Genomic DNA, 22,584 nt, shown 5'->3' with positions numbered 1-22,584 from the left:
GCTACCGTCAGCTCACCGTTTCAGCGCTGTGCCGCAGGTAACGGCGCGCCCTCTTGATAGAGGACTGCGGGTGCCGCTCACTAGTTCAGCAGCGCTGCCCAGCGCCATCGGAACGCCCGGGCAGCTGTGCTGGCTTGCCCGGTTCAGAGCTTGGCCAGGGGTTCTTGAAAGCGCAGCAACCGCCCGGCGTTGCCCAGCACCAGCAGGGTGCTGAGGTTGTGCAGCAACGCAGCAATCATCGCCCCTGCCGCCCCCAGCCAGCCAAACGCGGCAAAGGCTACGATGGCCAGGGTCCAGCCCAAGCCAATCACCACATTGACCTGCAAGGTGTGCCGGCACTCGCGGCTCAAGCGCACGCACGTACCCAGGCGCCGCAAATCACTGCCGATCAGCACCACGTCCGCCGAGGCCAGGGCGATGTCTGCCCCGCCCGCCCCCATGGCCACGCCCACCACCCCGGCCTTGAGTGCCAGGGAATCGTTGATGCCATCCCCCACCACCATCGGCCGGAAGCCTTTGCCGATTTCCCCCAGCACGCGGTTGAGTTTGTCTTCCGGCAAGGCCTGGGCCTCAACGTCACTGATGCCCACGTCCTGCGCCAGTTGCTGGGCCACGCTGTGGCGGTCCCCGGTCAACAACAACTGTCGGCCCAGGCCCAACTCACGCAACTCGCTCAAGGCCAGGCGCGCCTCAGGCTTGACGCTGTCGGCCAGGAGCAGCCAACCGAGAAACTCGCCCTTCAGGGCCAGCCCGGCAATCGGCCCGTCATGGGCCGGTACTGCCGTGGTGACGATGCCCAGTTGGCTGAACAACTCCGGGCGACCCAGCGCCGCTTCGCCCTGCTCAGTCTGGGCCACCACACCGAGGCCCTGGCGTTCACGAATCTCCTCCAGTGGCAGGTAGGCGTCGGGCGCCACCAGGCCAGCCAGGGCCCGACTCACCGGGTGGCTGCTGGCTGAACCCAGGCTCGCCGCCAGGCCCAGCAAACGACTGTGATCCTCCAGGTGGGTGTTGAGCGCCTGCAAGCGCAAGGTGCCAAAGGTCAGGGTGCCGGTCTTGTCCACCACCAGGGAGGTCAGGTCCGCCAGCTCCTCGAGGAAGGCCGAGCTGCGGATCAGGATGCCGTGCCGGGCCGCCACGGCGATTCCGGCGATGGCCGTGGCCGGCGCCGACAGCACCAAGGCACACGGGCACGCTGCCACCAACACCGCGAGCATGGCCTGGGCGTCATGGGTGATGAACCAGGTCACCGCCGCCAGCAGCAACACCAGCACCAGGTAGCTGCCGGCGTAACGCTCCAGCAGCCGGGTGATCGGTGGCTTGGAGCGCTCGGCGTTCTGCATCAGGGCGATGACTTTGCCCAGGGTCGATTCATGGCCGGTGCGGGTCACCTGCAAACGCAGCAAACCGTCGAGGTTGATCGCCCCGCCAAACACCAGGGTCCCGACCACGGCCTCCAACGGGACCGACTCACCGGTGATGGGTGCCGTGTCCAGGCTGGCCTGCCCGGACAGCACCCGACCATCGGCGGGCACCCGATCCCCGGCGCGCACCTCCACCTGATCCCCGGCCTTGAGGCTGGCGTTGTCCACTTCCAGGATGCTGCCATCGGCCTGCACCAAGCGCGCGTGGCTGCGGGTCAAACGGCCCAGGGCGTCGATTGCCTCTTGGGAGCCGATCACGCTGCGCTCTTCCAGCACATGGCCAAAGATCATGATGATCGGCAGCAAGGCGGCGGTCAGCAGGTCACCGGTAGCCCAGGCACCGAGCATGGCCAGGGCGATCAACTGATCGGTAATGCCATGCAAGCTGGGGTAACGCAGGCTGTACCAAGCCGAACGCATGACTGGCACGGCCACCAATAGGGAGGCGACCCCCAGCAACAATTGGCTGACACCCATTTGGTCGGCAGCCCACCAGCGCCAGGCCAACCCCAAACCGAGCAGGCCCAAGGCAAGCATGGCCAGGGTCAATTGCCGCGCGGCACTGCGTTGTTCGGCCGACGTCAGCATGCTCGCCGGAGCGGCGTGAGAGTGGGCGGTCATGGTTGGGCTCCCTGGATAATCAGGCGGGAATCGTCTTGGGGATTGACCGTGGTCACCGACCCGGCTTGGCCAAGAATTTTCGGCAGGCGTTCGCGGTACAGGCGCAGGAGCATGTCCGGGTCGCTGCCGCTCTGCTGCGCCTCGGCCAGACCTTGCACCGTGGCAGTCTGCGCCTGGGCGCCGGCCAGCCGCTCACTGGCCTGGGCATGGGCCACCTGCAGGCTGCGATCCGCCTGTTCAGTGGCGCTTTGGCTGAGCTTTTCGGCATCGGTGCGGGCGTTGGCCACGGCCTTGTCAGCCTGCTGGCTGGCAGTGAGCACCGCGTTAAAGGCACTCACTGCTGGGTCCGGCAAACTGGACTGCACGTCCACCCGAGTGGCTTCGATGCCCAGGCTTTGGCCGCTGGCCGTCAACTGCGCCAGGCGCTGATTGATGCCCTGCAACAAGTCACCGCGCAGGCGCTCGCGGCGTTCGGCAGCCAAGTGATCGGCGCCCACCAGCTCCGGCCTGGCCACCAGAATGGTGTCCAGGTCCCGCGCGGCGGCCAGTGCCACCGCACTGCGGGTGACCAGGCGATCCAGGGCCGGCAGCACGTGCTCGCCTTGCAACACAAAGGCATACGGCTCGCTGACTTTGTAAAAGACCCGCACATCCAGTTGCACCACCCCGGCATCACCGGTGAGCAAATAACCGGAGCCGGCCAGGGCATCGCTCAACGGTGTGGCAAAACTCGCTACCCGATCCCCCTGCAAGGCGGCATCGGAACGCAACAAGCCTTCGACCCGGCGCTCGATCACCCGGTCGGCGGCCGGCAGCAACACCACCTGCTCAAAGGGCCGCGGCCAGGCCAGCAACAGCCCGGCATTCTGCACCCGATCCAGGGCGCCGAAATGCAGAACCACCGCGCGATTTTGCGGGTCGATCTGCCTCACGTTGGAGAAAGCCCAGGCCAGTGCCGCGAGCACCGTCACCCCATACAGGGCGATAAATGCCAAACGCCCAGCCTGAATCCACGGGCTGCCCAGTTCGGATGTTCCACGTGGAACCTTATTCATGGCTGCGGCCCGGCGGCTTTATTGCCCAGGCTTGGCGGGCCGTCCACCAACACCCGGAACGGCGCCGCATCGGTGCGCAGAATCAGCTTGGTTCCAGGGGTGACCACCGTGCCCAAGGTGTCCAGGGAGCGCAGCAAGTTGTACAGCTGGGGCGAGCTGGCGTAGGCGCGACCATAAATCTGCGCCGCTTCAACCCGGGACTGGGCTTCAATCTGCGCCGCCTGCACCGTGGCATCGGCTTGCAGAATTCGCGCGTCACGCTCGGCTGCCGAGCGGATTTGCGCCGCTTCGCGTTTGCCTACGGCCGTGCGCTCGGTGGCAATGGTTTCACGTTCGGCGCGCATCCGGTCCACGGTGGCGCTGAGGGTGACCGAGGGCAAGGTCAGCCGCTCAATGCCCACTTGCAGCACCCGAACGCCATAGGTGCTCAATAACTGTTGGTCGATCTGTTTGCGCAGCTGAGCTTCGAAATCGGCGATCTGCACCTTGCCGGCATCCGTGTTCACCAGGCTCGCCAGGTCGAAACTGCTGGCGGTGGTTTCCAGGGCCGAGCCGACAAAGGTACGAATCTGCCGTGCTGCTTCGTCGGGTTGGTTCTGCACCGCACGCATAAAGCGCTGCACATTGTCCGGGTCGCCCTGCACCTGCCAGGCCACATAGGCCTGGACGATAATCCGTAAACCGTCGCGGGTGCCGACATCCTGCAAGCCGCTGGAGGTGGTGCGCAGGCGCAGGTCCACCGGGATCGCCGCTTCGAACGGTGCTGGCCAGCGCCAGTTCAAACCCGGTTCCAGCAGCACCCGCGCCGGGTTGCCGAAGCGGGTAATCACCGTGGCTTCACCGGAACGCACCTGCACCAGGCTCGCCGCCGCCACGGCAAACATCACCAGCAACAAGGCCCAGCCCATGCGCCGCCAGGGAAACGGCCCCGCCTCGCCTGGGTGACCGTGGTGGTGATGCCCATGATGGTGGCCGTGATGATGAGCGTGGCCATGGTCATGCCCTTCGTGGTTCGACGCGTGATCGTGTGGCTGATCGTCATGCTGATCGTGAGTAGAGGAAGATGGGCTCAATGGACGGCTCCTGGCGCGGCCTTGCCGGGTACCGAAGGGTCGGCCGGCACAGTGAAAGTACGCAGATCGAGGGTCGGCGCGCTGGCCCCGCCCAATCGATGATCAAGAATCAGCAGCTTGGCGTGGCTCAGACCCAGGCTCAGTTGGCTCAGGTACTGCTCCAGAACAAAGGCCTGCCCCGCCGCCGCGTAGGCTTTTTGCTCGGCGGCAAAACGCAGGTCGGCCGCCTTCGCCGTGGCCCGGGCTTCATGGGCATCGGCGTCGGCCTGGTCGCGGGCAACGCTGGCCTGCAACTGCGCCTGGTTGGTCTGCTCACTGGCAGCGCCACGCTCGCGGGAAATCAGGGCCTGGGCACCTATCTGCGCGGCCTGCACCCCGTGGTAGGCATTGGCCGCGCCGGCTGGCGGGTGAATGGCCTCGACCACGGTGGCGAGGATTTCCACCCCGCTGTCGAGCCGCTGCAAATCGGCCTGCACCGCCCGACCAATGTCCTCGGCCAGGGAAGTACGGTCTTCGCCGAGCAAGCCATCCAGGGTCCGGGAGGCAAAGTCATGCACCAGGATCCGGCTGGCGGTGCTGCGGATCAGCGCTGGAACATCGGCGCTGTTGTAGGTGGCGGCCAGGGCCGCCTGATCGCTGAGGCCGATGCGGTAGACAAAACGCACGTCCATATTGACGATCTGCAGGCTCTGCTTATCGCTACTGCCGCTGGCAATCACTTGGGATTTGTCATTCACGTGGCTCGCGTCCCACAGTCGGTTGGCCGTGGTCGGCGCCGGGCCTTCCGCCGCCGATGTCGGCACCGGCGCGGGGGTATCGCCAACGCTGCTGGCGAGTTCATGCACCACGCCGTTTTCAACCGCCAACACCCGGCCCAACGGCCACGGCAACCCGACATGCAAACCGGGGCCAAACACCGCCACGGGTTTGCCAAAGCGCTCATAAATACCGCGACTTTGCAGGGATATTTCATGAACCCCGGTTAACAGCCAACCCACCGACACCACCACCAGCAGCACCGGCAACAACGCCCGGCGCATGTAGGTGAACGCCCAGATCTGTCGCAGGTCGATGCCGAAACGGTTGTGCAGTTCGTGCTGCAAGACTTGCAGCGGCCGAGGCGGCCAACGCAGCAGATCGGCCAGCATGCTGTGGGCCAAGAGGCGCGGTTCCTGCAACTCGCGACGCGGGCTGAACAGTGACAACAACGCCCGCAGCAACAACTCCAGGGCCACCAGGGCCGGCAACAGGCCCAGTAACACGGCCAGTCGTACCGGCCACAAAGCCGCATCGCTGCTGAACAACAGGCTCACGGCACCGAGAACCAGGCTGATGATCGCCACCCGTGCCAAGGCGGCCAGGGCGGCCGCTTCCGGCCACTGCTCCGGCGCTTGCTGGGCCAAGTGGCGCTCGAACACCAACAAGGCAAACGCCAGCAACAAGCCCAGGACTGCTGCGACGCTGGCATTGAGGCCGAGGGCCGCAGCCGGCAACGCCAGGTTCCAGATGGCCCGGATGCTGAACAGGATCAACAGTGCCCAGCCGCTCAGCCACAAGGTGGGCGCGCCGATCTGTGCCAACCCGTGCGCCCCGCGCTCGCCGATCCAGGCCAACAGCCGCTCATACGCCCCGTGAATAACCTCAGGCTCGGACGGCGGCGTCAGGGTGAGGTCCGCCGGCGCCAGCGCGTGCTGACGCCAGGTGCTGACGGTCGCCGCCGATTGCAACCCGGCCACCAGCACCAGCAAGGCCGCCGCCTGATTCACCAACAACGCCGGCCAGATCGACTGGGGCGCGAACAGATCGACAAAAAACGCCGCCACCAGCCCCAGGCCGGCCATTGCCGCCAGGACCACGCCCCAACGCTGAGAACGCCGCCGGTGAAGCCCCGCCTGCTGAAACCGTGGCAGGGCTTCAAGCCCCTCCCCTTCAGCCTCTAAATCGACTCGCATAGCACCCCAGCGTCTGTCGTCCTGCAGAAAACACAGCCTGTGGATAACCCCTCAGGCGGCTGCCAATCGAAACAATTCGTTACGATATAACGATAGTGGTGAAATTTTTGTCAGCGCGCCATGTCTTTTGCTGCGCGAGGTGCGTCGAACCATCACGAGACAGCACTGGATTGTTGCCGAAAGTTCTGATGTCCGGCCTTCGGCATTTATGCCAATAATCCGCACCTGCTACCCCATGCGTGACAAGGAAAGGTCCCACCATGCTCTCGATCTACCAGCTCAAACCGCGCTTTCAGAATTTGCTGCGGCCCCTGGTGCAGCGTTTGTACGACAACGGCACCACGGCCAACCAGGTCACGGTGCTGGCGGCCGTGGTGTCCGTGCTGCTGGGGGTGCTGATTGCCGCCCTCGCCCAGCACACCTGGCTCTTCGTCCTGATTCCCCTGTGGATGATCCTGCGCATGGCGCTGAACGCCATCGACGGCATGCTGGCCCGTGAATTCGGCCAGCAATCCCGCCTCGGCGCCTACCTCAACGAACTCTGCGACATCGTCGCCGACAGCGCCCTGATCCTGCCCTTTGCCCTGTTGCCCGGCGTCAGCCTGGTGCTGGTGCTGCTGGTCACCCTGCTGGCCCTGTTCAGTGAATACGCCGGTGTGCTCGGGCCCATGGTCGGGGCCTCGCGACGCTACGACGGGCCCATGGGCAAAAGTGATCGAGCCTTTATCTTCGGCGTGCTGGCCACCGGCATTGCCCTGGGCTGGCTCGCGGCCGTGTGGATCAACGGCGTGCTGGCACTGGTTGCCGCGCTGCTGATCTACACCCTGGTCAACCGGGTCCGCCAGGGCCTGAAAGAAGTGCAGAACAACGCCCCTACAGCATAAGGAAATGGTAATGCGCGAAGCCCAACATCAGTCCTTCACTACCCATGACGGCGTCGAACTGTTCTATCGCCACTGGCCTGCGGCCGCAGCCGTGCCCGGCGAACCTCGCCAGGCCGTGCTGCTGTTCCACCGCGGCCATGAGCATTCGGGGCGTATCGCCCACCTGGTGGACGAGTTGGACCTGCCCCACTGCGACTTCTTTGCCTGGGACTCCCGGGGCCACGGCCAATCCCCCGGCGCCCGTGGCGATAGCCCGAGCTTCGCCACCAGCGTGCGTGACGTGCAGACCTTCTGCGATCACATCGGCACGGCCCATCAGATCGCCGAAGACAACCTGGCCGTGGTGGCCCAGAGCGTGGGCGCGGTGATCGTCTCCACTTGGGTCCACGACTACGCGCCACGCATCCGCTCCCTGGTGCTGGCCTCGCCGGCCTTCAAGGTGAAGCTCTACGTGCCTTTCGCCCGTCCGGGCCTGGCGCTGATGCGCAAGCTGCGCGGCAACTTCTTCGTCAACAGCTACGTCAAGGCGCGCTTTCTCAGCCATGACCCGGAGCGCGTGGCGTCCTACGACAGCGACCCGCTGATCACCAAGGCCATTTCGGTCAACGTGCTGCTGGGCCTGTATGAAGCCGCCGACCGCGTGGTGGCCGATGCCCAGGCGATCCAGGTGCCGACCCAGTTGCTGATTTCCGGCTCGGACTTCGTGGTGGAGCGCAAACCCCAGGAACAGTTCTTCGAACGCCTGGGCACCCTGCACAAGGAAAAACACATCCTCCCGGGCTTCTTCCACGACACCCTGGGCGAGAAGAATCGCGCCCCGGCCGTGGCCAGTGCCCGACGCTTTATCCTGCAGAACTTCGAGCGCCCGCAAAAGCGCCCTTCCCTGCTGCACGCCGACGTCCTGGGGGCCACCTGCGCCGAGTCCGAATCCCTGGCCGCGCCACTGCCCCACAACTCCCCGCGTGACCTGTACTGGCGCATGACCCGCGCCAGCATGCGCCTGGGCAGCCAGTTGTCGGACGGGGTCAAGCTGGGCTTCGACACCGGTTTCGACTCCGGCAGCACCCTGGACTACGTCTACCGCAACCGCCCCAGCGGGCGCAGCGCCGTGGGCCGGATGATCGACCAGAACTACCTGAACTCCATCGGCTGGAAAGGCATCCGCCAGCGCAAGCTGCACGTCGAGGAGCTTCTGCGCCTGGCCATGCAACAGCTGCGCGAGCAGCAGAGCGAAGTGCGCATCGTCGACATCGCCGCCGGCCACGGCCGCTACATCCTCGAAGCCTTGCAAGGGGTCAGCCCGCTGCCGGAATCGATCCTGTTGCGCGACTACAGCGACATCAACGTGCGTGACGGCAGCGCACTGATCCAGGAAAAAGGCCTGGGCGACATCGCCCGCTTCGTCAAAGGCAACGCGTTCGACCGCGAAGACCTGGCCGCCCTGGACCCGAAACCCACCCTGGCGGTGGTCTCCGGCCTGTATGAGCTGTTCGCTGACAACAGCATGGTCGGTGGCTCACTGGCGGGCCTGGCCGAGGCGGTGGAACCCGGCGGTTACCTGGTCTACACCGGCCAGCCATGGCACCCGCAGCTGGAACTGATCGCCCGCGCCCTGACCAGCCACCGCGAAGGCCAGGCCTGGGTCATGCGCCGCCGCAGCCAGGTGGAGATGGACCAGTTGGTGGAGGCCGCAGGCTTCCGCAAAGTGACCATGCGCGTGGATGAGTGGGGGATCTTCAGCGTGTCCCTGGCGCAACGGGTGCAATGATGACCGGCAGGGTGTTGCCCACGCGCGAACCCGGCCTGTTGAAACCGGCGGTGCTCTGGCTGTTGCTGCTGGCACCGCTGTTTTTCAGCACCTACGGTTTTGCCACCTGGTTCACCAGCCAGCGCGACGACGTTGGCACCCTGGTGTTCGACTGGGAGCGGCACATGCCGTTCTGGGCCTGGACCATCGTGCCGTACTGGTCCATCGACCTGCTCTACGGGCTGTCGCTGCTGCTGCCCAACACCCGGGACGAGCTCAAGCGCCACGCCTTGCGCCTGCTCACGGCGCAGCTGATTACCGTCAGTTGTTTCCTGCTCTGGCCCCTGACCTTCACCTTCGAACGGCCGCCCCTGGAGGGCGTGTTCGGCTGGATGTTCGCGGTGCTGGCCGGCTTCGACAAACCCTTCAACCAGGCACCGTCCCTGCACATTGCCCTGCTGGTGGTGCTCTGGACCTGCTACGCGCGGCACACCCAGGGCCTGTGGCGGGTGCTGGTGCATGGCTGGTTCGCGTTGATCGGGGTGTCGGTGCTGACCACTTATCAACACCACTTCGTCGATGTGCCCACCGGCGCACTGGCCGGCTGGCTGTGCGTCTGGCTCTGGCCTCTGGACCGGCCAAGCCCGCTGTTCAGCGCACGGCTGGCCCAGGACCCGCAACGCCGACGCCTGGCCCTGCGCTACGCCCTGGGCGCGGCGCTGCTGGCCGCCCCGAGCTTCCTGGGCGGCACCTGGCTGTGGCTGATCTGGCCTGCCGTGGCCCTGCTGCTGGTGAGCCTGAACTACGCCCTGCTGGGCGCCACGGGCTTTCAAAAACGCCAGGACGGACGCCTGACCCCGGCCGCGCGCTGGCTGCTGGCGCCCTACCTGGCGGCGGCGTGGATCAACTCACGCTTGTGGACAAAAAAACATCCACAGCCGGATCAAGTTGTGGATAACGTCTGGCTCGGTCGCCTGCCCACGGCCAACGAGCTGAAACATAGCCCGTTCCGTGCCGTGGTCGACCTCTGCGCCGAGCTGTCCCTGGACAGCCAGGGCGTGGCGTATCGCTCAGTGCCGGTGTTGGACCTGACCGCCCCCAGCCGCGAACAGTGCCAGGCCGCCGCCGATGCCATCGAGGCGCTGCGCGGCAACGGCCCGCTGCTGGTGTGTTGCGCCCTGGGCTACTCGCGCAGCGCCACGGCCCTGGCCGCCTGGTTGTTATCCACAGGCCGCGCGGCCACGGTGGATGACGCCGTGGCGCAGATTCGGCGAGTACGCCCGCAAATCGTCCTGCACCCGGCCCACCGGCAGGCCCTGGCAGGCTTATCCACAACCCGTGAGGCAGCCCATGCCCACTGACCTGCAACTGTTCAGCGTGGCCGCCCTGCTGCGGCGGGGTCAGGCCCTGGACCAGTTATCCACTGGCCTGACCCTGCTCGGCGCGCTGCTGGGCCTGGGCCAGTACCTACTGGGCAGCGTCAGCCTCTGGGGGCTGCTGCTCAGCGTGACGCTGCTGGTGCTTGGCCTGCTGGAAAAATACTTCGCCCTGCGGGTGGCCTTCGACGCCGAACTGTTCCAGGCGACAGCCGACTCAACGGCGCCTGTGGCAGAACGCGCCACGGCACTGGACCAGGCCCTGGCCGCCCTCGGCCTGCAGCCGGCGGCACGCGGCGGCCGCCCCTGGGAACCCCGGATTCAAGGTGCCCTGGCGTTGTTACGCCGCCAGGCACTGCTGCTCGCTGCACAACTCCTACTGACACTGGGCTTGATCCTGGCCAGCCCCTGGCTGACCTTCGCTGGATAAGGAATTCTCATGTTCGAACCCCTGGTCGCCAACCTGATCACCTCCGCCGCCCGCTCCATCACCGGGGCTCGCAGCCTGTGGCTTGGCTGTGAACCACAACGGCGGCAACGCATCTACTTCGCCAACCACAGCAGCCACGGCGACTTCGTGCTGCTCTGGGCCTCGCTACCGCCGGCACTGCGCAAGCTGACCCGGCCCGTGGCCGGCGCCGATTACTGGCAGAAGAGCCCGCTGCGGCGCTACATCATCAACCGCGTGTTCAACGGCGTGCTGATCGACCGCGAGCGCAAGGAGCCTGTGGATAACCCCCTGCAGCCCATGCTCGACGCCCTGGAGAACGGCGACTCGCTGATTATCTTCCCCGAGGGCACGCGCAACCTGGAAGACGGCCTGTTGCCGTTCAAGAGCGGCATTTACCACTTGGCGAAAAGTTACCCACAGGCGGAACTGGTGCCGGTGTGGATCGCCAACCTCAACCGCGTCATGCCCAAGGGCCGTTTCCTGCCCCTGCCCCTGCTCTGCACCACCAGCTTCGGCGCCCCGCTGAACCTGGAAGAGGGTGAAAGCAAAGAGCAGTTCCTCGAACGCAGCCGCGACGCGCTGCTGGCCCTGGCCCCGGAGCATTCCTGACATGGATAAGCAAACCCTGATGTTGTTCGGCGGAATCGGCGCGATCCTGGTGCTGGCCTCGCTGATCGGATTCATCCTCAAGCTGAAAACCCGTGGCACGCCCAATAGCGTGATTGAGAACCTCAACGCGCGGATCAACGCCTGGTGGGTGATGGTGCTGGTGATCGGCATCGCTTTCTGGCTCGGCACCGGTGCGGTGATCCTGCTGTTCTACGCGGTGTCGTTCTATGCCCTGCGGGAATTCCTCACCCTGACGCCGACCCGGCGCAGCGACTACCCGGCGCTGGTGGCCGCGTTCTACCTGGCCCTGCCCCTGCAATACCTGCTGATCTACTCGGACTGGTACGGGCTGTTCTCGATCTTCATTCCGGTCTATGTGTTCCTGCTGCTGCCGATCCTCGCGTCCCTGGGCGGCGACAGCACGCACTTCCTGGAGCGGGCGTCCAAAGTCCAGTGGGGCTTGATGATCGCGGTGTTCTGCGTGTCATTCGTACCGGCCCTGCTGACCCTGGACATCGCCGGCTACGAAGGCCGCAACCTGCTGCTGATCGCCTACCTGGTGATCGTCGTGCAGCTCTCCGACGTGCTGCAGTACGTCTGTGGAAAACTCTTCGGCAAGCGCAAGATCGCGCCCAACCTGTCGCCGTCGAAAACCGTCGAAGGCTTCGTCGGCGGGATCTTCCTGGCGTCGCTGATCGGTGGCGCGCTGTGGTGGATCACGCCGTTCGCCATCTGGCAGTCGTTCCTGATCGCCCTGCTGATCAACCTGCTGGGCTTCGCCGGCGGCATCGTCATGTCGGCCATCAAGCGCGACCGCGGGGTCAAGGATTGGGGGCACATGATCGAAGGCCACGGCGGCATGCTCGACCGCCTGGATTCGGTGTGTTTCGCCGCGCCGATCTTCTTCCACCTGGTGCGCTACTGGTGGACCTGACGCCCAGCCGCTAGCCCTTGCCGGCCAGCCGAGGCCTGCTCCCCGCAGGCGCCGGCTGGGCGGCGATCCCTCCGCAACCACCGCTCCTTCCCCACACACCAGGCTTGACCGGTGTGGCTTGCGCAGAACATATTACGCCCGTAATATTTTCCACCACCTACCTTTACAGCCCGATTCCTGCGCAGGAGATCCGCCATGAGCAACTACGACGTCGTGATTCTGGGGGGCGGCCCCGGGGGTTATAACGCCGCCATCCGTGCCGGTCAGCTAGGCCTCAAGGCCGCCTGCGTCGAAGGCCGTGCGACCCTCGGCGGCACCTGCCTGAACGTTGGCTGCATGCCGTCCAAGGCCCTGCTGCATGCCTCAGAGCTTTACGCGGCCGCCATGGGTGCGGAGTTCGCCAACCTGGGGATCGAGGTCAAGCCGCAGCTCAACCTGGCGCAGATGATGAAGCAGAAGGACGACAGCGTGGCCGGCCTGACCAAGGGCATCGAGTTTCTGTTCCGCAAGAACAAGGTCGACTGGATCAAGGGCTGGGGCCATATCGACGGGCCCGGCCGGGTCACCGTGACCGACAGCCAGGGCAGCAAGACCGAGCTGCACGCCAAGGACATCATCATCGCCACCGGCTCGGAACCGACGCCGCTGCCCGGGGTGGAGATCGACAACCAACGAATTCTCGACTCCACCGGCGCCTTGTCCCTGACGGAAGTGCCCAAGCACCTGGTGGTGATTGGCGCCGGGGTCATCGGCCTGGAACTGGGCTCGGTCTGGCGCCGCCTGGGGGCGCAAGTGACGGTGATTGAATACCTGGAGCGCATTTGCCCGGGCACCGATGCCGAAGCCGGCAAAACCTTGCAGCGTTCCCTGGCCAAACAGGGCATCCAGTTCAAGCTCGGCACCAAGGTCACCCGCGCCTTGTCTTCAGGCCAGGGCGTGCAACTGCAGGTGGAGCCGGCGGCCGGTGGCGAAGCCGAGCAGATAGAGGCGGATTACGTGTTGGTGGCCATTGGTCGGCGCCCCTACACCCAGGGCCTGGGGCTGGAAAATGTCGGTTTGAACACCGATCAGCGCGGCATGCTCGGCAACCGCCGGCATCGCACCGAGGCGCAAGGGGTCTGGGTGATCGGCGACGTCACGTCAGGCCCGATGCTCGCCCACAAAGCCGAAGACGAAGCCATGGCTTGCATCGAGCAGATCGTCGGCAAGGCTGGCGAGGTCAACTACAACCTGATCCCCAACGTCATCTACACCCAACCGGAGCTGGCCAGCGTCGGACAGACCGAAGAGCAGCTCAAGGCCGCCGGTCGCGCCTACAAAGTCGGCAAGTTTCCCTTCACCGCCAACAGCCGGGCCAAGATCAACCACGAGACCGAGGGCTTCGCCAAGGTCCTGGCCGATGCCCACAGCGACGAGATCCTCGGCGTGCACCTGGTGGGCCCGAGCGTCAGCGAGATGATTGGCGAATACTGCGTGGCCATGGAGTTTTCCGCCTCGGCCCAGGACATTGCCCTGACCTGCCATCCCCACCCGACGCGTTCCGAAGCTCTGCGCCAGGCGGCGATGAATGTGGAGGGCCTGGCCACCCAGATGTAAGGCCTAGGGCGCGACCCCGCGACCGCTGCGGCGACGCCACCACAAGGCGCCGCCGCCAGCCAGCAGCACCAGGGCGCCCCCGGCCAGCAGCGGGCCCTTGATCGGCGCCAGGGTCTGGCGCAGGTCACCAACGAACTGGGTCAGGTAACGCTTGTTGGCACCGGAGAAGTCTGGGTCTTCACACTCGTTGCCGAAGTTCTCAGCCCACTGCACAAAGGGCCCGTTCTCGACATAGCGCTGATAGGCCGCCGACTCGACGTCACTGCCCCGGGTCCAACGCGCCGCCTTGCACAGCACTGCAGCGAAGGCCTGGCTGGTGTGTGGCAGCAGGTCCGCCGCCTGGTTGGCCAGGGCGCCGGCCAGATAACGGTAGTGGTAACGCACGTCGGGCTCGGCCCGGGTCGCTTGCTGGCGCTGCACTTCATCGGCACCGATCCAGGGCCCGGCCACCGGCTCGCTGATCTCCAGGCTGTAACTGCCCGAAAGGCTGTGGTAATCCGGGCCCATCTCGTAGCCGAGGATTTCCATGCCTGAACGCCGCGCCAACAGGCCCGCCTGGTAATAACCTTCGGCCCGACGGCTCGGTAGCCAGGCAGACTCGGCCTGCTCCCGGTATTCGCCGTAAGCCTTGGCCGCAGCCTGCAACTCGGGGCTGGCGAAATACCCCGGGGCTTCGGCGTAACGCCCTTCGCGCAGCAAGCGACGCCCCAACAACTCACGCAATTGCGCCGCCACCGGCAAGGTCGAGTAATAGTCGTCGGCCTTGGGCGGCGTGTACGGCGGGGCCGGCACCTGCTCATCAACGAACTGCTTGAGCTCGTCCAGGCTCAGCACCCGCTCGGCCACCATGGCTGCGTCCTGCCAGTAAATGCCTTCGCTGCGGTACAGCAGTTGGAAGGCTTGCAGGTAGTCGCCACGGTCCAGGGCCAGCAGGGCGTTTTCGCCATCGACCCGGCAACCGGGCTTGAGGGTTTCGTAATAGCCTTCGCCATCCGTGCGCTCGCCCCACTGTTCATCCCGGGGGAAGGCCTTGGACGCCTTGGCATAGGCCTCGGCAGCCGCCGGCTTGTCGCCTGCACGGACCGCCAGCTTGGCCCGCAGCCACCAGGCCAGGCCGCTGTCGCCGGCCTTTTCCAGCAGGCGCTGGGTGTTGGCGTAGTCGCCCATCTGATAATTCAGCGCCGCCAGGCGATCGGCATTGTCCAGGCTGGCCTGGGGGCTGTTGCTGAGCAGGCTGATGATTTTCTTGTTCGAGTCGGTGGTTTCACCGGAGCTGTTGTCCAGGTAACCGATCATCACCGCCGCCAACAACCGAGGCACCGCGCTGTGGCTCAGCAGGCCTTGCAACTGCTCATCGGGCAGGCTCGCCAACTCGGCCGCCAACTCCCGCAGAGAGCTGGTGCCGGTGTCGGAACCCAGGCGGCTCTGGCTGGCGTACAGCTCGATCGCCCGCTGCCAGTCGCCGTCCATTTTCACCAGCCGCGCTTCCTCGCCAAGGCTGGCAATGCCCAGGGCCAGCGGGTCGCTGAAGCCCTCGATGCTCAATTGCCGGGCTTGCTGGAAAGCTTGCCGGGCCTGGAGCAGGCTGGCCTGGCGGGCCGTGTCGTCGAGCTCGCTGGCGTCCAAGCCCAGGGCGTACAACGAGCGTCCCAGGGAGTAGGCCGCCCAGGTGCTGCGCTGGGCGCGCTGGGCCGCCGGCAATGCCAGCACCTGGCGGAAATACTCCGCCGCCAGGGTGTAATCGCCAGCGTTGAAAGCCACGGCGCCAGCCGTATAGAGATTGATTTCCCGAGGCAACGTGGCGCCCCGGCGCTCGGCCTCATGGGCGTCTCTGAGTTCGCGCAGTTGGACCAACAAACCGACCTGCTCCGGGCTCAGGCCTGCGTTCTCGGCCTTGGTCTTCTGGTAGCTCTGGCTGACCAAGGCGTCGGTCAAGGGCTGCAGGCCGTCGATCGCCGGACCAAGGCGACTGGCTTCAAGGATGAAGCTGCCTTCCGGCAATTGCGCCAGGCTGTAGGCCCGGTCGCTGAGCAAGCGCATGGGGAAATACGGCCCGCACGCCAGGGCCGAGGTCAACGGCAGGCACAGGCTCAGGCACAGCAGATGCCGGGGTTTAGGGGCGAACATGGGAAGCTCCTTGATCAATTTTTGTACAGCGCGCCCAACCCACAGCCCGCTCACCGCCCGCGGCCAGGCGAGCGGGTTGCTGGCGGCTGAACAACAGCTGTGGGCCCTGCTGGCGCACCGTGTAACCGGCCACGGCATCGAAGCCGTCGCATTGGGCAACGGCCAGGGTCAGGTGTTCCGGCAAAGGGCTGTCGAGGTTGCCCTGGTTGCGCAGGCGGATATCGAAGAGCCCGTCCTGCTCGACCAGCGACAGGCCGAGCTGGCTGTCCAGGGCCTCGCCCCGGGCCACGGCCTTGAGGGTGGTCAGGCTCCAGGCCCGGCGATCGCCCTTGAGCGGCAGGCGAAACCAGATCAGCCCCGCCAAGTGTGGTGGCGGATCCTTGCGTAATTCCAGGGCCAGGGTTGCCAGTTGCCGGGGATCAGCCATGAGCTCCTGACGTTCACCGGCCTGCTCGATGGCCACTTCGCTTTCCACCAGGGGCGCGCCTTCGGTGTTCGACAGCAAGGCCACGCCGTAGGCCGGCAAGGCCAGGTAGAAGGGTTTATCGGTGACCTTGCTCCAGGCCTGGGCCCACTGCCGGGCCTGGCCGGGTTCGAACAGCCCCAGGCGTGGGTCGCTCACCGCATGCACCTGCAGCACGCTGCTGTCCACCGTGGCCAGCAGCGCCGGCAGCTCACGGCTACCAAGCCAGGACGGCAAGGCGGTGATGCTCAGGGCCAGGGTGCTCGGCAGGCGGTTGCGCAACTGGGCCAGAAAGGCCTGGTAACCCGGCAGCCGGGCAACCCCCGCGTCATGGTCGATTTCCAGCCCGGCCAGGGTCAGGCCTTGGGCTTGCCAGTCGGCCAGCAGTAGCTGGATCTGCGTGTTGATCTGGTCCTGGTCCAGGGCCGGCAGTTGGCCGTCGAGGCGCACCACGGCGATCAGCGGGCGGCCGTCGGCCTTGAGCAACTGGGCATCGATCCGTGCCCGGCTCCACCCCGCCTTGGGAAAGGCCTGCAAGGCCAGGACGCGCAACGTGGAAAAGTCCTCGCGGCTGTGCGCCAGCGCCTCGCGATGGGCGTCTTTCCACTGGCGCTGCCAGACATACACCTGCTGATCCAGGGGCGGCGCGGCCCGCTGCTCACAGCCATTGAGCAGCAGCACGCCCAGCAGCAGCGCGGCGAAACGAATACCGGCTGAGGCTAATCGCGAGTGCGGCCCTTGGAGGCAAAAAACCCCTCGGCTCACGGCGTGCACCACGTGGTCACATCCCGCGGATTGAACCCCGGGCAACGGGCGTCTTTGCCGATCAGCCGGTAGGGGGTTTCAGGGGTGTAGGAGAAATAGAAATAGTGCTGCCGGTCTTCACCGTACAGCCAGTAATTACTGGAGCCCTGGTTGATCACTGTGGGCTCGAAGGTCCAGATCGACGACTCCGGCGGAATGAAATTGGAGCGCTCGACCAACAGTTGCCAGGCGTTGGACAGCACCGGGGTCAGGCCCCCCAACAGCACGACGCCCAAGGTCGGGACAAGCATCCATGCACGCAACCATCGAGTGTTCATCAGGCCCCATTCACCGGACTTGCGGTTTTATTCTGAAAAAAAACCGCGCTCGTGCGTCTATAGCCCAAGCCGCGGTTTTCTGGAGGACAAATGGTACCGGATAAAGCGATCGCCCAAGCAACATTGGATCTGTACCTCGACGTCTTGCAGCGAGTCGACCAGCACCTGGCAGACACCCTGCCGCACCTCGACGACGGGCAGGCCAGGGCCTACACGCTGGCGACAGGCAAGGTGATGGGCGAGATCATCGAGGCTTTTCTCAACCCGCTCATCCGGCAGCACCCCGAACTCAAGCCCGAGCAACTGGATTGACATGGAGAACGCCGTTCAGCGCACGCCGGAACGACTCAATTGATAATGCTTATCAATCAAAGTAAAGTCGCGAACCGCTGCCCATTGGCTCCATTTTCAGAGCGTTCATTCATTTCATGGCCGAGCCAGGTACCAAGCTGGAAATCTACCTCGCCAACCGCAAGGCGTTGGTGGACTACGCCGCGCCGATCGTAGGCGGGCGCGCACAAGCCGAGGACGTGGTCCAGGATGCCTGGTTGCGTTTCGACGGCCGCGACGCCAGCCCGATCCAGCAGCCGGTGGCGTACCTGTATCGGATCGTGCGCAACCTGGCCGTGGACCTGACCCGGCGCCTGCACACCGACAAATACCAGGCGGATGGCGCCGAGTTGCTGGCCACCCTGCCCGCCGACACCCCATCCCCCGAACACCAGCTGTACCATCAGGATGAACTGCGACAATTGGAATCGGCCATGGCCCAGTTGCCTGAACGCACACGGATCGCCTTCGAGATGCACCGCCTGGGTGGCTGCACCCTGCAGCAGGTGGCCAATCACCTGGGCATTTCCATCGGCCTGGTCCATCAACTGGTGCGCACCGCCCTCACCCATTGCGCCGAACAACTGGGCGAAGACGATGACTGATGCGACACTGGCGCCCCCCGACACCACGGACCGCACTGTGCCAATGAAGGCTCCCCTCGCCCAGGACCCCGTCTGGAATACCGCCCTGGACTGGCTTGAACGGGTGCAACAACGCCCGCAGGACAACGCCCTGCTGGCCGCCTGCCAAGCCTGGCAGGCCGAATCCCCGGCCCACGCCAAAGCCTGGCGCAAGGCCGAACGCATCTGGCGCCTCAGTGGCGAACTGCCGCCGCAGTTCAGCGAACAGTGGTCGGCCGACAGGCTGCCGACCCCACAACCCATGGTGCTCAGCCCGCCGGCCAAGCCCCGGGCCAACCGCCGCCGACGCACTTGGGTCGGTGCCGCCCTGGCCGCGAGCCTGGTGCTGGCGGTGTTGCCCACCACCACCCAATGGCGCGCGGACTACAGCAGCCAAGTCGGTGAAATTCGCCAGGTCCAGCTCAGCGACGGCAGCCTGGTGACCCTCGGCAGCGACAGCGCCCTGGCCGATCACTTCGATGGCGGCGCCCGCAATGTCGAGCTGCTGCGTGGCGAAGCGTATTTCGAGGTGCGCCCGGACCCGGCCCGGCCCTTTACCGTCAAGGCCGGCAGCGCAGCAGTGCGGGTCACCGGCACCGCCTTCGATGTGCGCCTCGACGACCACCGCACCCAGGTGGCGGTGACCCATGGTTCGGTCAAGCTCAGCGACCAGCGCTTGCATGCCCCGGAACTGGACACTGCGCTGCGCGCCGGCGACCAGGTGCGCCTGGACTACACGGCCGCCACCTTGCAACGCAGCCGCCTGCAAGCCAGCCAGGTGGCCAGTTGGCGCCAGCAGCAACTGATCGCCAACGACCTGAGCATCGGCGAGTTGGTGGAACAGCTGCGGCGCTATCACCGTGGCCTGATCCTGCTACCGGACAGCTTCCTGGCCGGGGAAACCGTCACCGGCGTCTACGACCTGCGCGACCCCCAGGCCGCGTTGCGCGCCATCGTCCAGGCCCACGGCGGCCAGCTCAAGGTGACCAGCGCCTACCTGTGGATTGTTTCGCGCCCCTAAGCCTCTAGGGCCTCACGCCAAACCACCCTGAACGGCGAGGGCCAAGCCTCGCCGTGACACCTCTCGAACCGCTCTACCGGGCCATCTGAGCGGCGTCTTCCCCGCCCAAACGCCCCTTCCCTCTGCGAACTCCGAGCCGGGCAAAAAATTATTTTGCCTATTTTCTGAAAATTTCCTGAAGCACTGCGTCATTTGCCTACGACGCATTTGAGATGCGTTCTCATTATGTTTTGCGTGCGCATTTTTGCAGTGCTCTGGGGAGTAGTTTCGGATGACCATTGCCAAGCCGGCGTCTTTGAATTCGCCGTCTGATTCCACCTTGTTCAGCCGTATCAGCCTGCAACTGGGGGCCGTCGGCCTGGCCAGCGTGCTGTTGAGTACCTCGCTGCAAGCGGCCGAGACCAGCGCTGTGGTCCCGGTCAGCCAGCGCCTGGAGCAACGCTTCACGTTCGATATCCCGGCCCAGTCCCTGGCTGGCGCGCTGATCGCTTTCGGTCAACAGGCCGGGATCCAGATCAGCACCGACAGCGCCCTGCTGCGCAACCGTGAGTCCCTTGGCGCCCACGGCCAGCTGTCAGCCCAGAGCGCGCTGATCGACCTGCTGCACGGCAGCGGCGTGCGCTGGCGCCTGAACCCGGCGGCCGACACCCTGACCCTGGAAGAAATCCCCGAGACCGAGGCCAGCCGCCAAAGCACCAGCGAGGTCATGGTCACGGAAAACATCGTGGTCCTCGGCACTCCACCCGAGGCCAGCTACATGGGCCAGACGGTGATCGACCGCAAGGCCATCGAAGCCTTCCCCGGGGCCAACGGTGACATCACCACGCTGCTGCAGATGCACCCCAGCGTGAAGTTCAGCGCCGATCAGAAAAGCTCCAACACCGCCGGGGAAATCGACCCGGCGGACATCAGCATCAACGGCGCCAAGTACTACCAGAACAACTTCATGATCGACGGGATCAGCATCAACAACGACCTGGACCCCGGCAGCCATACCTGGAACGACTACAACAGCCAGGAAGGCCTGCCCAGTCGTTCCCACGGCATTGCCCTGGACGCGGACCAGCTGGAGTCGGTGAAGGTCTACGACAGCAACGTGCCGGCCGAATTCGGGGGGTTCAACGGTGGCGTGGTAGACGCCATCACCCGCCGCCCCACCGAAGACCTGCACGGCAAGGTGTCCATGAGCATGACCCGCTCGGCCTGGACCAACTTCCATATCGCCGATGATCAACGCACCGCCTTCGAGCAATCGACCAACTCGCAGAACCAGCCAAACTTCGAGAAGTTCACCTACAAGGCCACGGTCGAAGGCCATCTCACCGAAAATTTCGGCTTGATGGCCAACTTCTCGCGCAAGACCTCGCTGATCCCGTTGAACGCCTATGACAATGGGTTCAACAGTGCGGCCGACTCAGAAAAGCGCGATCAAAAAAGGCAGATCGACAACTTCGTGCTCAAGGCGTTCTGGAACCCCAACGAGCGCCTGGAAACCCGCATAAGCCTGATGCACGCGCCCCAGGAAGGTCAGTATTACCGCGACAACGCACGCGACTCCGGCATGCAGATCCATCAAGGCGGCTACCAGGGTTCGTTCCAGGCCATCTGGCTCGGCGACCAGGCCACCTATACCCACAAGCTGGCGTATACCAACCTGGAAAGCTCGCGTGCGTCCGACGCCAACGTTTACAAGACGTGGCGCTGGTCTCAGGACAAGAACTGGGGCAACCCGACCCGTAACGGCGCACTCAGTGCGGCCGCCACCAGTAACGAAGGGGGCATGGGCGACCTGAACCAGACTCAGGTCGGAGGCACCTACAGCCTCAAGGCCGACTGGCTGCCAGTCACCACCTTTGGCATCACCCACAAGCTGCAGACCGGGCTGGAGCTGTCCCAGCAGACCGCTACCTACGAACGTCCCGAAGATGCCTGGACCGCCACCACCGTAGTGAGCACCAACTACACCGGCACCCAGACCTGTAACACCGTCGGTGGCGGCCTGGACTCGGAGTACTGCTCGATCAGTACTAACGCCGTGGGGACGCCGGTTCGCCAGTACCTGCGCATGCTCAACTACTACCGCGAGGGAAGCATTGAGCTGACGGAGCGCAAGTACGCCCTGTTCGCCCAGGACGAGATCCAGCTGGGCAAGCTGACCCTGCGCCCGGGCCTGCGTTTTGACGGCGACGACTACATGGACAAAAAGACCCTGGCGCCGCGCTTCTCTGCCGAGTACGACGTGTTTGCCGACCGCTCCACGGTGCTGACCGGCGGCCTCAACCGTTACTACGGGCGCAACCTGTTCATCTATCGCCTGGCCGATGGCCGAGAGTCCCTGCGCTGGCGCCGTAGCCGCGCGGTTTCGGGCGCCACCAACATTCCCGTGTTCGGTGATTGGGTGAACTACGGCGTCGACGAAAACTCGTTCCGCCAATTGGACATCCCCTACGACGACGAAGTGATGCTGGGCATCAGCCAGCGCTTTCTCGACACCACCTTCGACCTCAAGTACATCCACCGCGAAGGCCGCGACCAGGTGGTGCGCTCCCGGGCACGCAACCTCGACCTGGCCGATGGCGACGGCAGCGGCACCGTCGCCAACTACTACACCTACTCCAACCTGGGCCGCAGCGAGAGCGACAACATCACCCTGACCATCAGCCCCGACTGGCGCCTGACCGGTCTGGGGACCACGACCTCGATGCAGGCAGCCTTCGACTGGAACCGCACCCGCAGCACCCATTCCGACTACCAGGACACCCTGTCGGCCACGGAAGTGGATGACACCGATGTGCTTTACGACGGCAAGGTCACCGCCTACAGCGACCTGCCATCCGGCGACTTCAACCGCCCCTGGACCGCCCGCCTGACCACCATCACCGAGGTCCCAGCGCTGCACCTGACCTGGAGCAACTTCTTCCGCTACCGCGGCGCCTACAAGCAGATCGTCAACACCGGCGACACCACCATCCTGCCCACCAACGGTTACCTCACCGAATACGACGTCTACGAAGCCGCCACGGTGAAAGCCGCGCCGACCTGGGACACCCGGCTCTACTGGGAACTGCCCACCGCCGACGAACAGGCCATGTTCGTCGCCGTGGACGTGACCAACGTCATGGACAAGGTCTCGCCCATCGTCAGCTACAGCGGCAGCACCAGTTATGAAATCGGCCGCCAGTACTGGCTGGAGGTCGGCTACCGCTTCTGACCCGA

At 65.2% G+C, this 22,584-nt stretch carries 18 protein-coding genes; 11 read left to right on the top strand and 7 right to left on the bottom strand.

Going from position 1 to position 22,584, the window contains the following annotated elements; all coding sequences use genetic code 11:
• Positions 1-143: 143 nt before the first annotated feature.
• From M1B34_RS05230 to hflK (M1B34_RS05215), 4 genes are read right to left on the bottom strand one after another with little or no spacing between them, the layout of a single operon-like run.
• On the bottom strand, positions 144-2,045 hold the full coding sequence (locus M1B34_RS05230) for a heavy metal translocating P-type ATPase (RefSeq protein WP_268264587.1): 1,902 nt from the start codon (positions 2,043-2,045) through the stop codon (positions 144-146).
• Positions 2,042-3,100 carry a protease modulator HflK gene (gene hflK, locus M1B34_RS05225; RefSeq protein ID WP_268264586.1) on the bottom strand — a complete coding sequence of 353 codons (1,059 nt, stop codon included), beginning with the start codon at positions 3,098-3,100 and terminating at the stop codon, positions 2,042-2,044. Before hflK (M1B34_RS05225) ends, M1B34_RS05230 begins: the two co-directional genes overlap by 4 nt.
• Complete coding sequence (gene hflC, locus M1B34_RS05220) at positions 3,097-4,173, bottom strand: protease modulator HflC (protein WP_268264585.1); 1,077 nt, start codon at positions 4,171-4,173, stop codon at positions 3,097-3,099. The genes hflK (M1B34_RS05225) and hflC overlap by 4 nt, the downstream gene beginning before the upstream one ends.
• On the bottom strand, positions 4,170-6,125 hold the full coding sequence (gene hflK / locus M1B34_RS05215; RefSeq protein WP_268264584.1) for a protease modulator HflK: 1,956 nt from the start codon (positions 6,123-6,125) through the stop codon (positions 4,170-4,172). The genes hflC and hflK (M1B34_RS05215) overlap by 4 nt, the downstream gene beginning before the upstream one ends.
• Positions 6,126-6,385: 260 nt before the next feature.
• Between hflK (M1B34_RS05215) and M1B34_RS05210 the strand changes: the two genes are divergently transcribed.
• The 7 genes from M1B34_RS05210 (at position 6,386) to lpdA (ending at position 13,722) form a co-directional block, all read left to right on the top strand.
• Positions 6,386-7,009 carry a CDP-alcohol phosphatidyltransferase family protein gene (locus tag M1B34_RS05210; protein WP_268264583.1) on the top strand — a complete coding sequence of 208 codons (624 nt, stop codon included), beginning with the start codon at positions 6,386-6,388 and terminating at the stop codon, positions 7,007-7,009.
• A gap of 10 nt (positions 7,010-7,019) precedes the next feature.
• Complete coding sequence (locus M1B34_RS05205; protein WP_123327953.1) at positions 7,020-8,777, top strand: bifunctional alpha/beta hydrolase/class I SAM-dependent methyltransferase; 1,758 nt, start codon at positions 7,020-7,022, stop codon at positions 8,775-8,777.
• Complete coding sequence (locus tag M1B34_RS05200; protein ID WP_268264582.1) at positions 8,777-10,117, top strand: phosphatase PAP2/dual specificity phosphatase family protein; 1,341 nt, start codon at positions 8,777-8,779, stop codon at positions 10,115-10,117. The genes M1B34_RS05205 and M1B34_RS05200 overlap by 1 nt, the downstream gene beginning before the upstream one ends.
• Positions 10,107-10,562, top strand: coding sequence for a hypothetical protein (locus M1B34_RS05195; protein WP_123327954.1), 456 nt, complete (start codon positions 10,107-10,109; stop codon positions 10,560-10,562). Before M1B34_RS05200 ends, M1B34_RS05195 begins: the two co-directional genes overlap by 11 nt.
• A gap of 9 nt (positions 10,563-10,571) precedes the next feature.
• The gene (locus M1B34_RS05190) at positions 10,572-11,192 is read left to right on the top strand and encodes a lysophospholipid acyltransferase family protein (RefSeq protein ID WP_123327955.1); all 621 of its coding nucleotides are present in this window, start codon (positions 10,572-10,574) and stop codon (positions 11,190-11,192) included.
• Position 11,193: 1 nt separating this feature from the next.
• A complete protein-coding gene (locus tag M1B34_RS05185) occupies positions 11,194-12,126 on the top strand; it encodes a phosphatidate cytidylyltransferase (protein WP_123327956.1) in 933 nt (310 codons plus the stop codon).
• Between the two features lie 195 nt (positions 12,127-12,321).
• The gene (gene lpdA, locus M1B34_RS05180) at positions 12,322-13,722 is read left to right on the top strand and encodes a dihydrolipoyl dehydrogenase (protein ID WP_268264581.1); all 1,401 of its coding nucleotides are present in this window, start codon (positions 12,322-12,324) and stop codon (positions 13,720-13,722) included.
• 3 nt (positions 13,723-13,725) lie between these two features.
• Here the strand turns inward: lpdA and M1B34_RS05175 are convergent, their stop codons facing one another.
• From M1B34_RS05175 to M1B34_RS05165, 3 genes are read right to left on the bottom strand one after another with little or no spacing between them, the layout of a single operon-like run.
• Positions 13,726-15,849: a hypothetical protein gene (locus tag M1B34_RS05175; RefSeq protein WP_268264580.1), complete on the bottom strand. Its 2,124-nt coding sequence runs from the start codon at positions 15,847-15,849 to the stop codon at positions 13,726-13,728.
• Complete coding sequence (locus M1B34_RS05170) at positions 15,836-17,020, bottom strand: DUF3142 domain-containing protein (RefSeq protein WP_123328125.1); 1,185 nt, start codon at positions 17,018-17,020, stop codon at positions 15,836-15,838. Before M1B34_RS05170 ends, M1B34_RS05175 begins: the two co-directional genes overlap by 14 nt.
• Before the next feature lie 53 nt (positions 17,021-17,073).
• The gene (locus tag M1B34_RS05165; RefSeq protein ID WP_268264579.1) at positions 17,074-17,394 is read right to left on the bottom strand and encodes a hypothetical protein; all 321 of its coding nucleotides are present in this window, start codon (positions 17,392-17,394) and stop codon (positions 17,074-17,076) included.
• A 90-nt stretch (positions 17,395-17,484) separates the two neighbouring features.
• On the opposite strand from M1B34_RS05165, the gene M1B34_RS05160 reads away from it, so the two are divergent.
• The 4 genes from M1B34_RS05160 (at position 17,485) to M1B34_RS05145 (ending at position 22,579) form a co-directional block, all read left to right on the top strand.
• Positions 17,485-17,706, top strand: coding sequence for a hypothetical protein (locus M1B34_RS05160; protein WP_268264578.1), 222 nt, complete (start codon positions 17,485-17,487; stop codon positions 17,704-17,706).
• Between the two features lie 116 nt (positions 17,707-17,822).
• Positions 17,823-18,329 carry a sigma-70 family RNA polymerase sigma factor gene (locus M1B34_RS05155; RefSeq protein ID WP_268261155.1) on the top strand — a complete coding sequence of 169 codons (507 nt, stop codon included), beginning with the start codon at positions 17,823-17,825 and terminating at the stop codon, positions 18,327-18,329.
• Positions 18,322-19,368 carry a FecR family protein gene (locus tag M1B34_RS05150; protein ID WP_268264577.1) on the top strand — a complete coding sequence of 349 codons (1,047 nt, stop codon included), beginning with the start codon at positions 18,322-18,324 and terminating at the stop codon, positions 19,366-19,368. The genes M1B34_RS05155 and M1B34_RS05150 overlap by 8 nt, the downstream gene beginning before the upstream one ends.
• A 271-nt stretch (positions 19,369-19,639) precedes the next feature.
• Positions 19,640-22,579, top strand: a complete 2,940-nt coding sequence (locus M1B34_RS05145; protein WP_268264576.1) for a TonB-dependent receptor plug domain-containing protein — start codon at positions 19,640-19,642, stop codon at positions 22,577-22,579.
• Positions 22,580-22,584: the final 5 nt, after the last annotated feature.

Origin of the sequence: Pseudomonas morbosilactucae (assembly GCF_023241715.1) — a bacterium.
In the GTDB taxonomy this organism is placed as follows: domain Bacteria; phylum Pseudomonadota; class Gammaproteobacteria; order Pseudomonadales; family Pseudomonadaceae; genus Aquipseudomonas; species Aquipseudomonas morbosilactucae.
The sequence above is the reverse complement of the archived record's forward strand: the minus strand, read 5'-3'. Positions and strand labels throughout refer to the sequence as shown.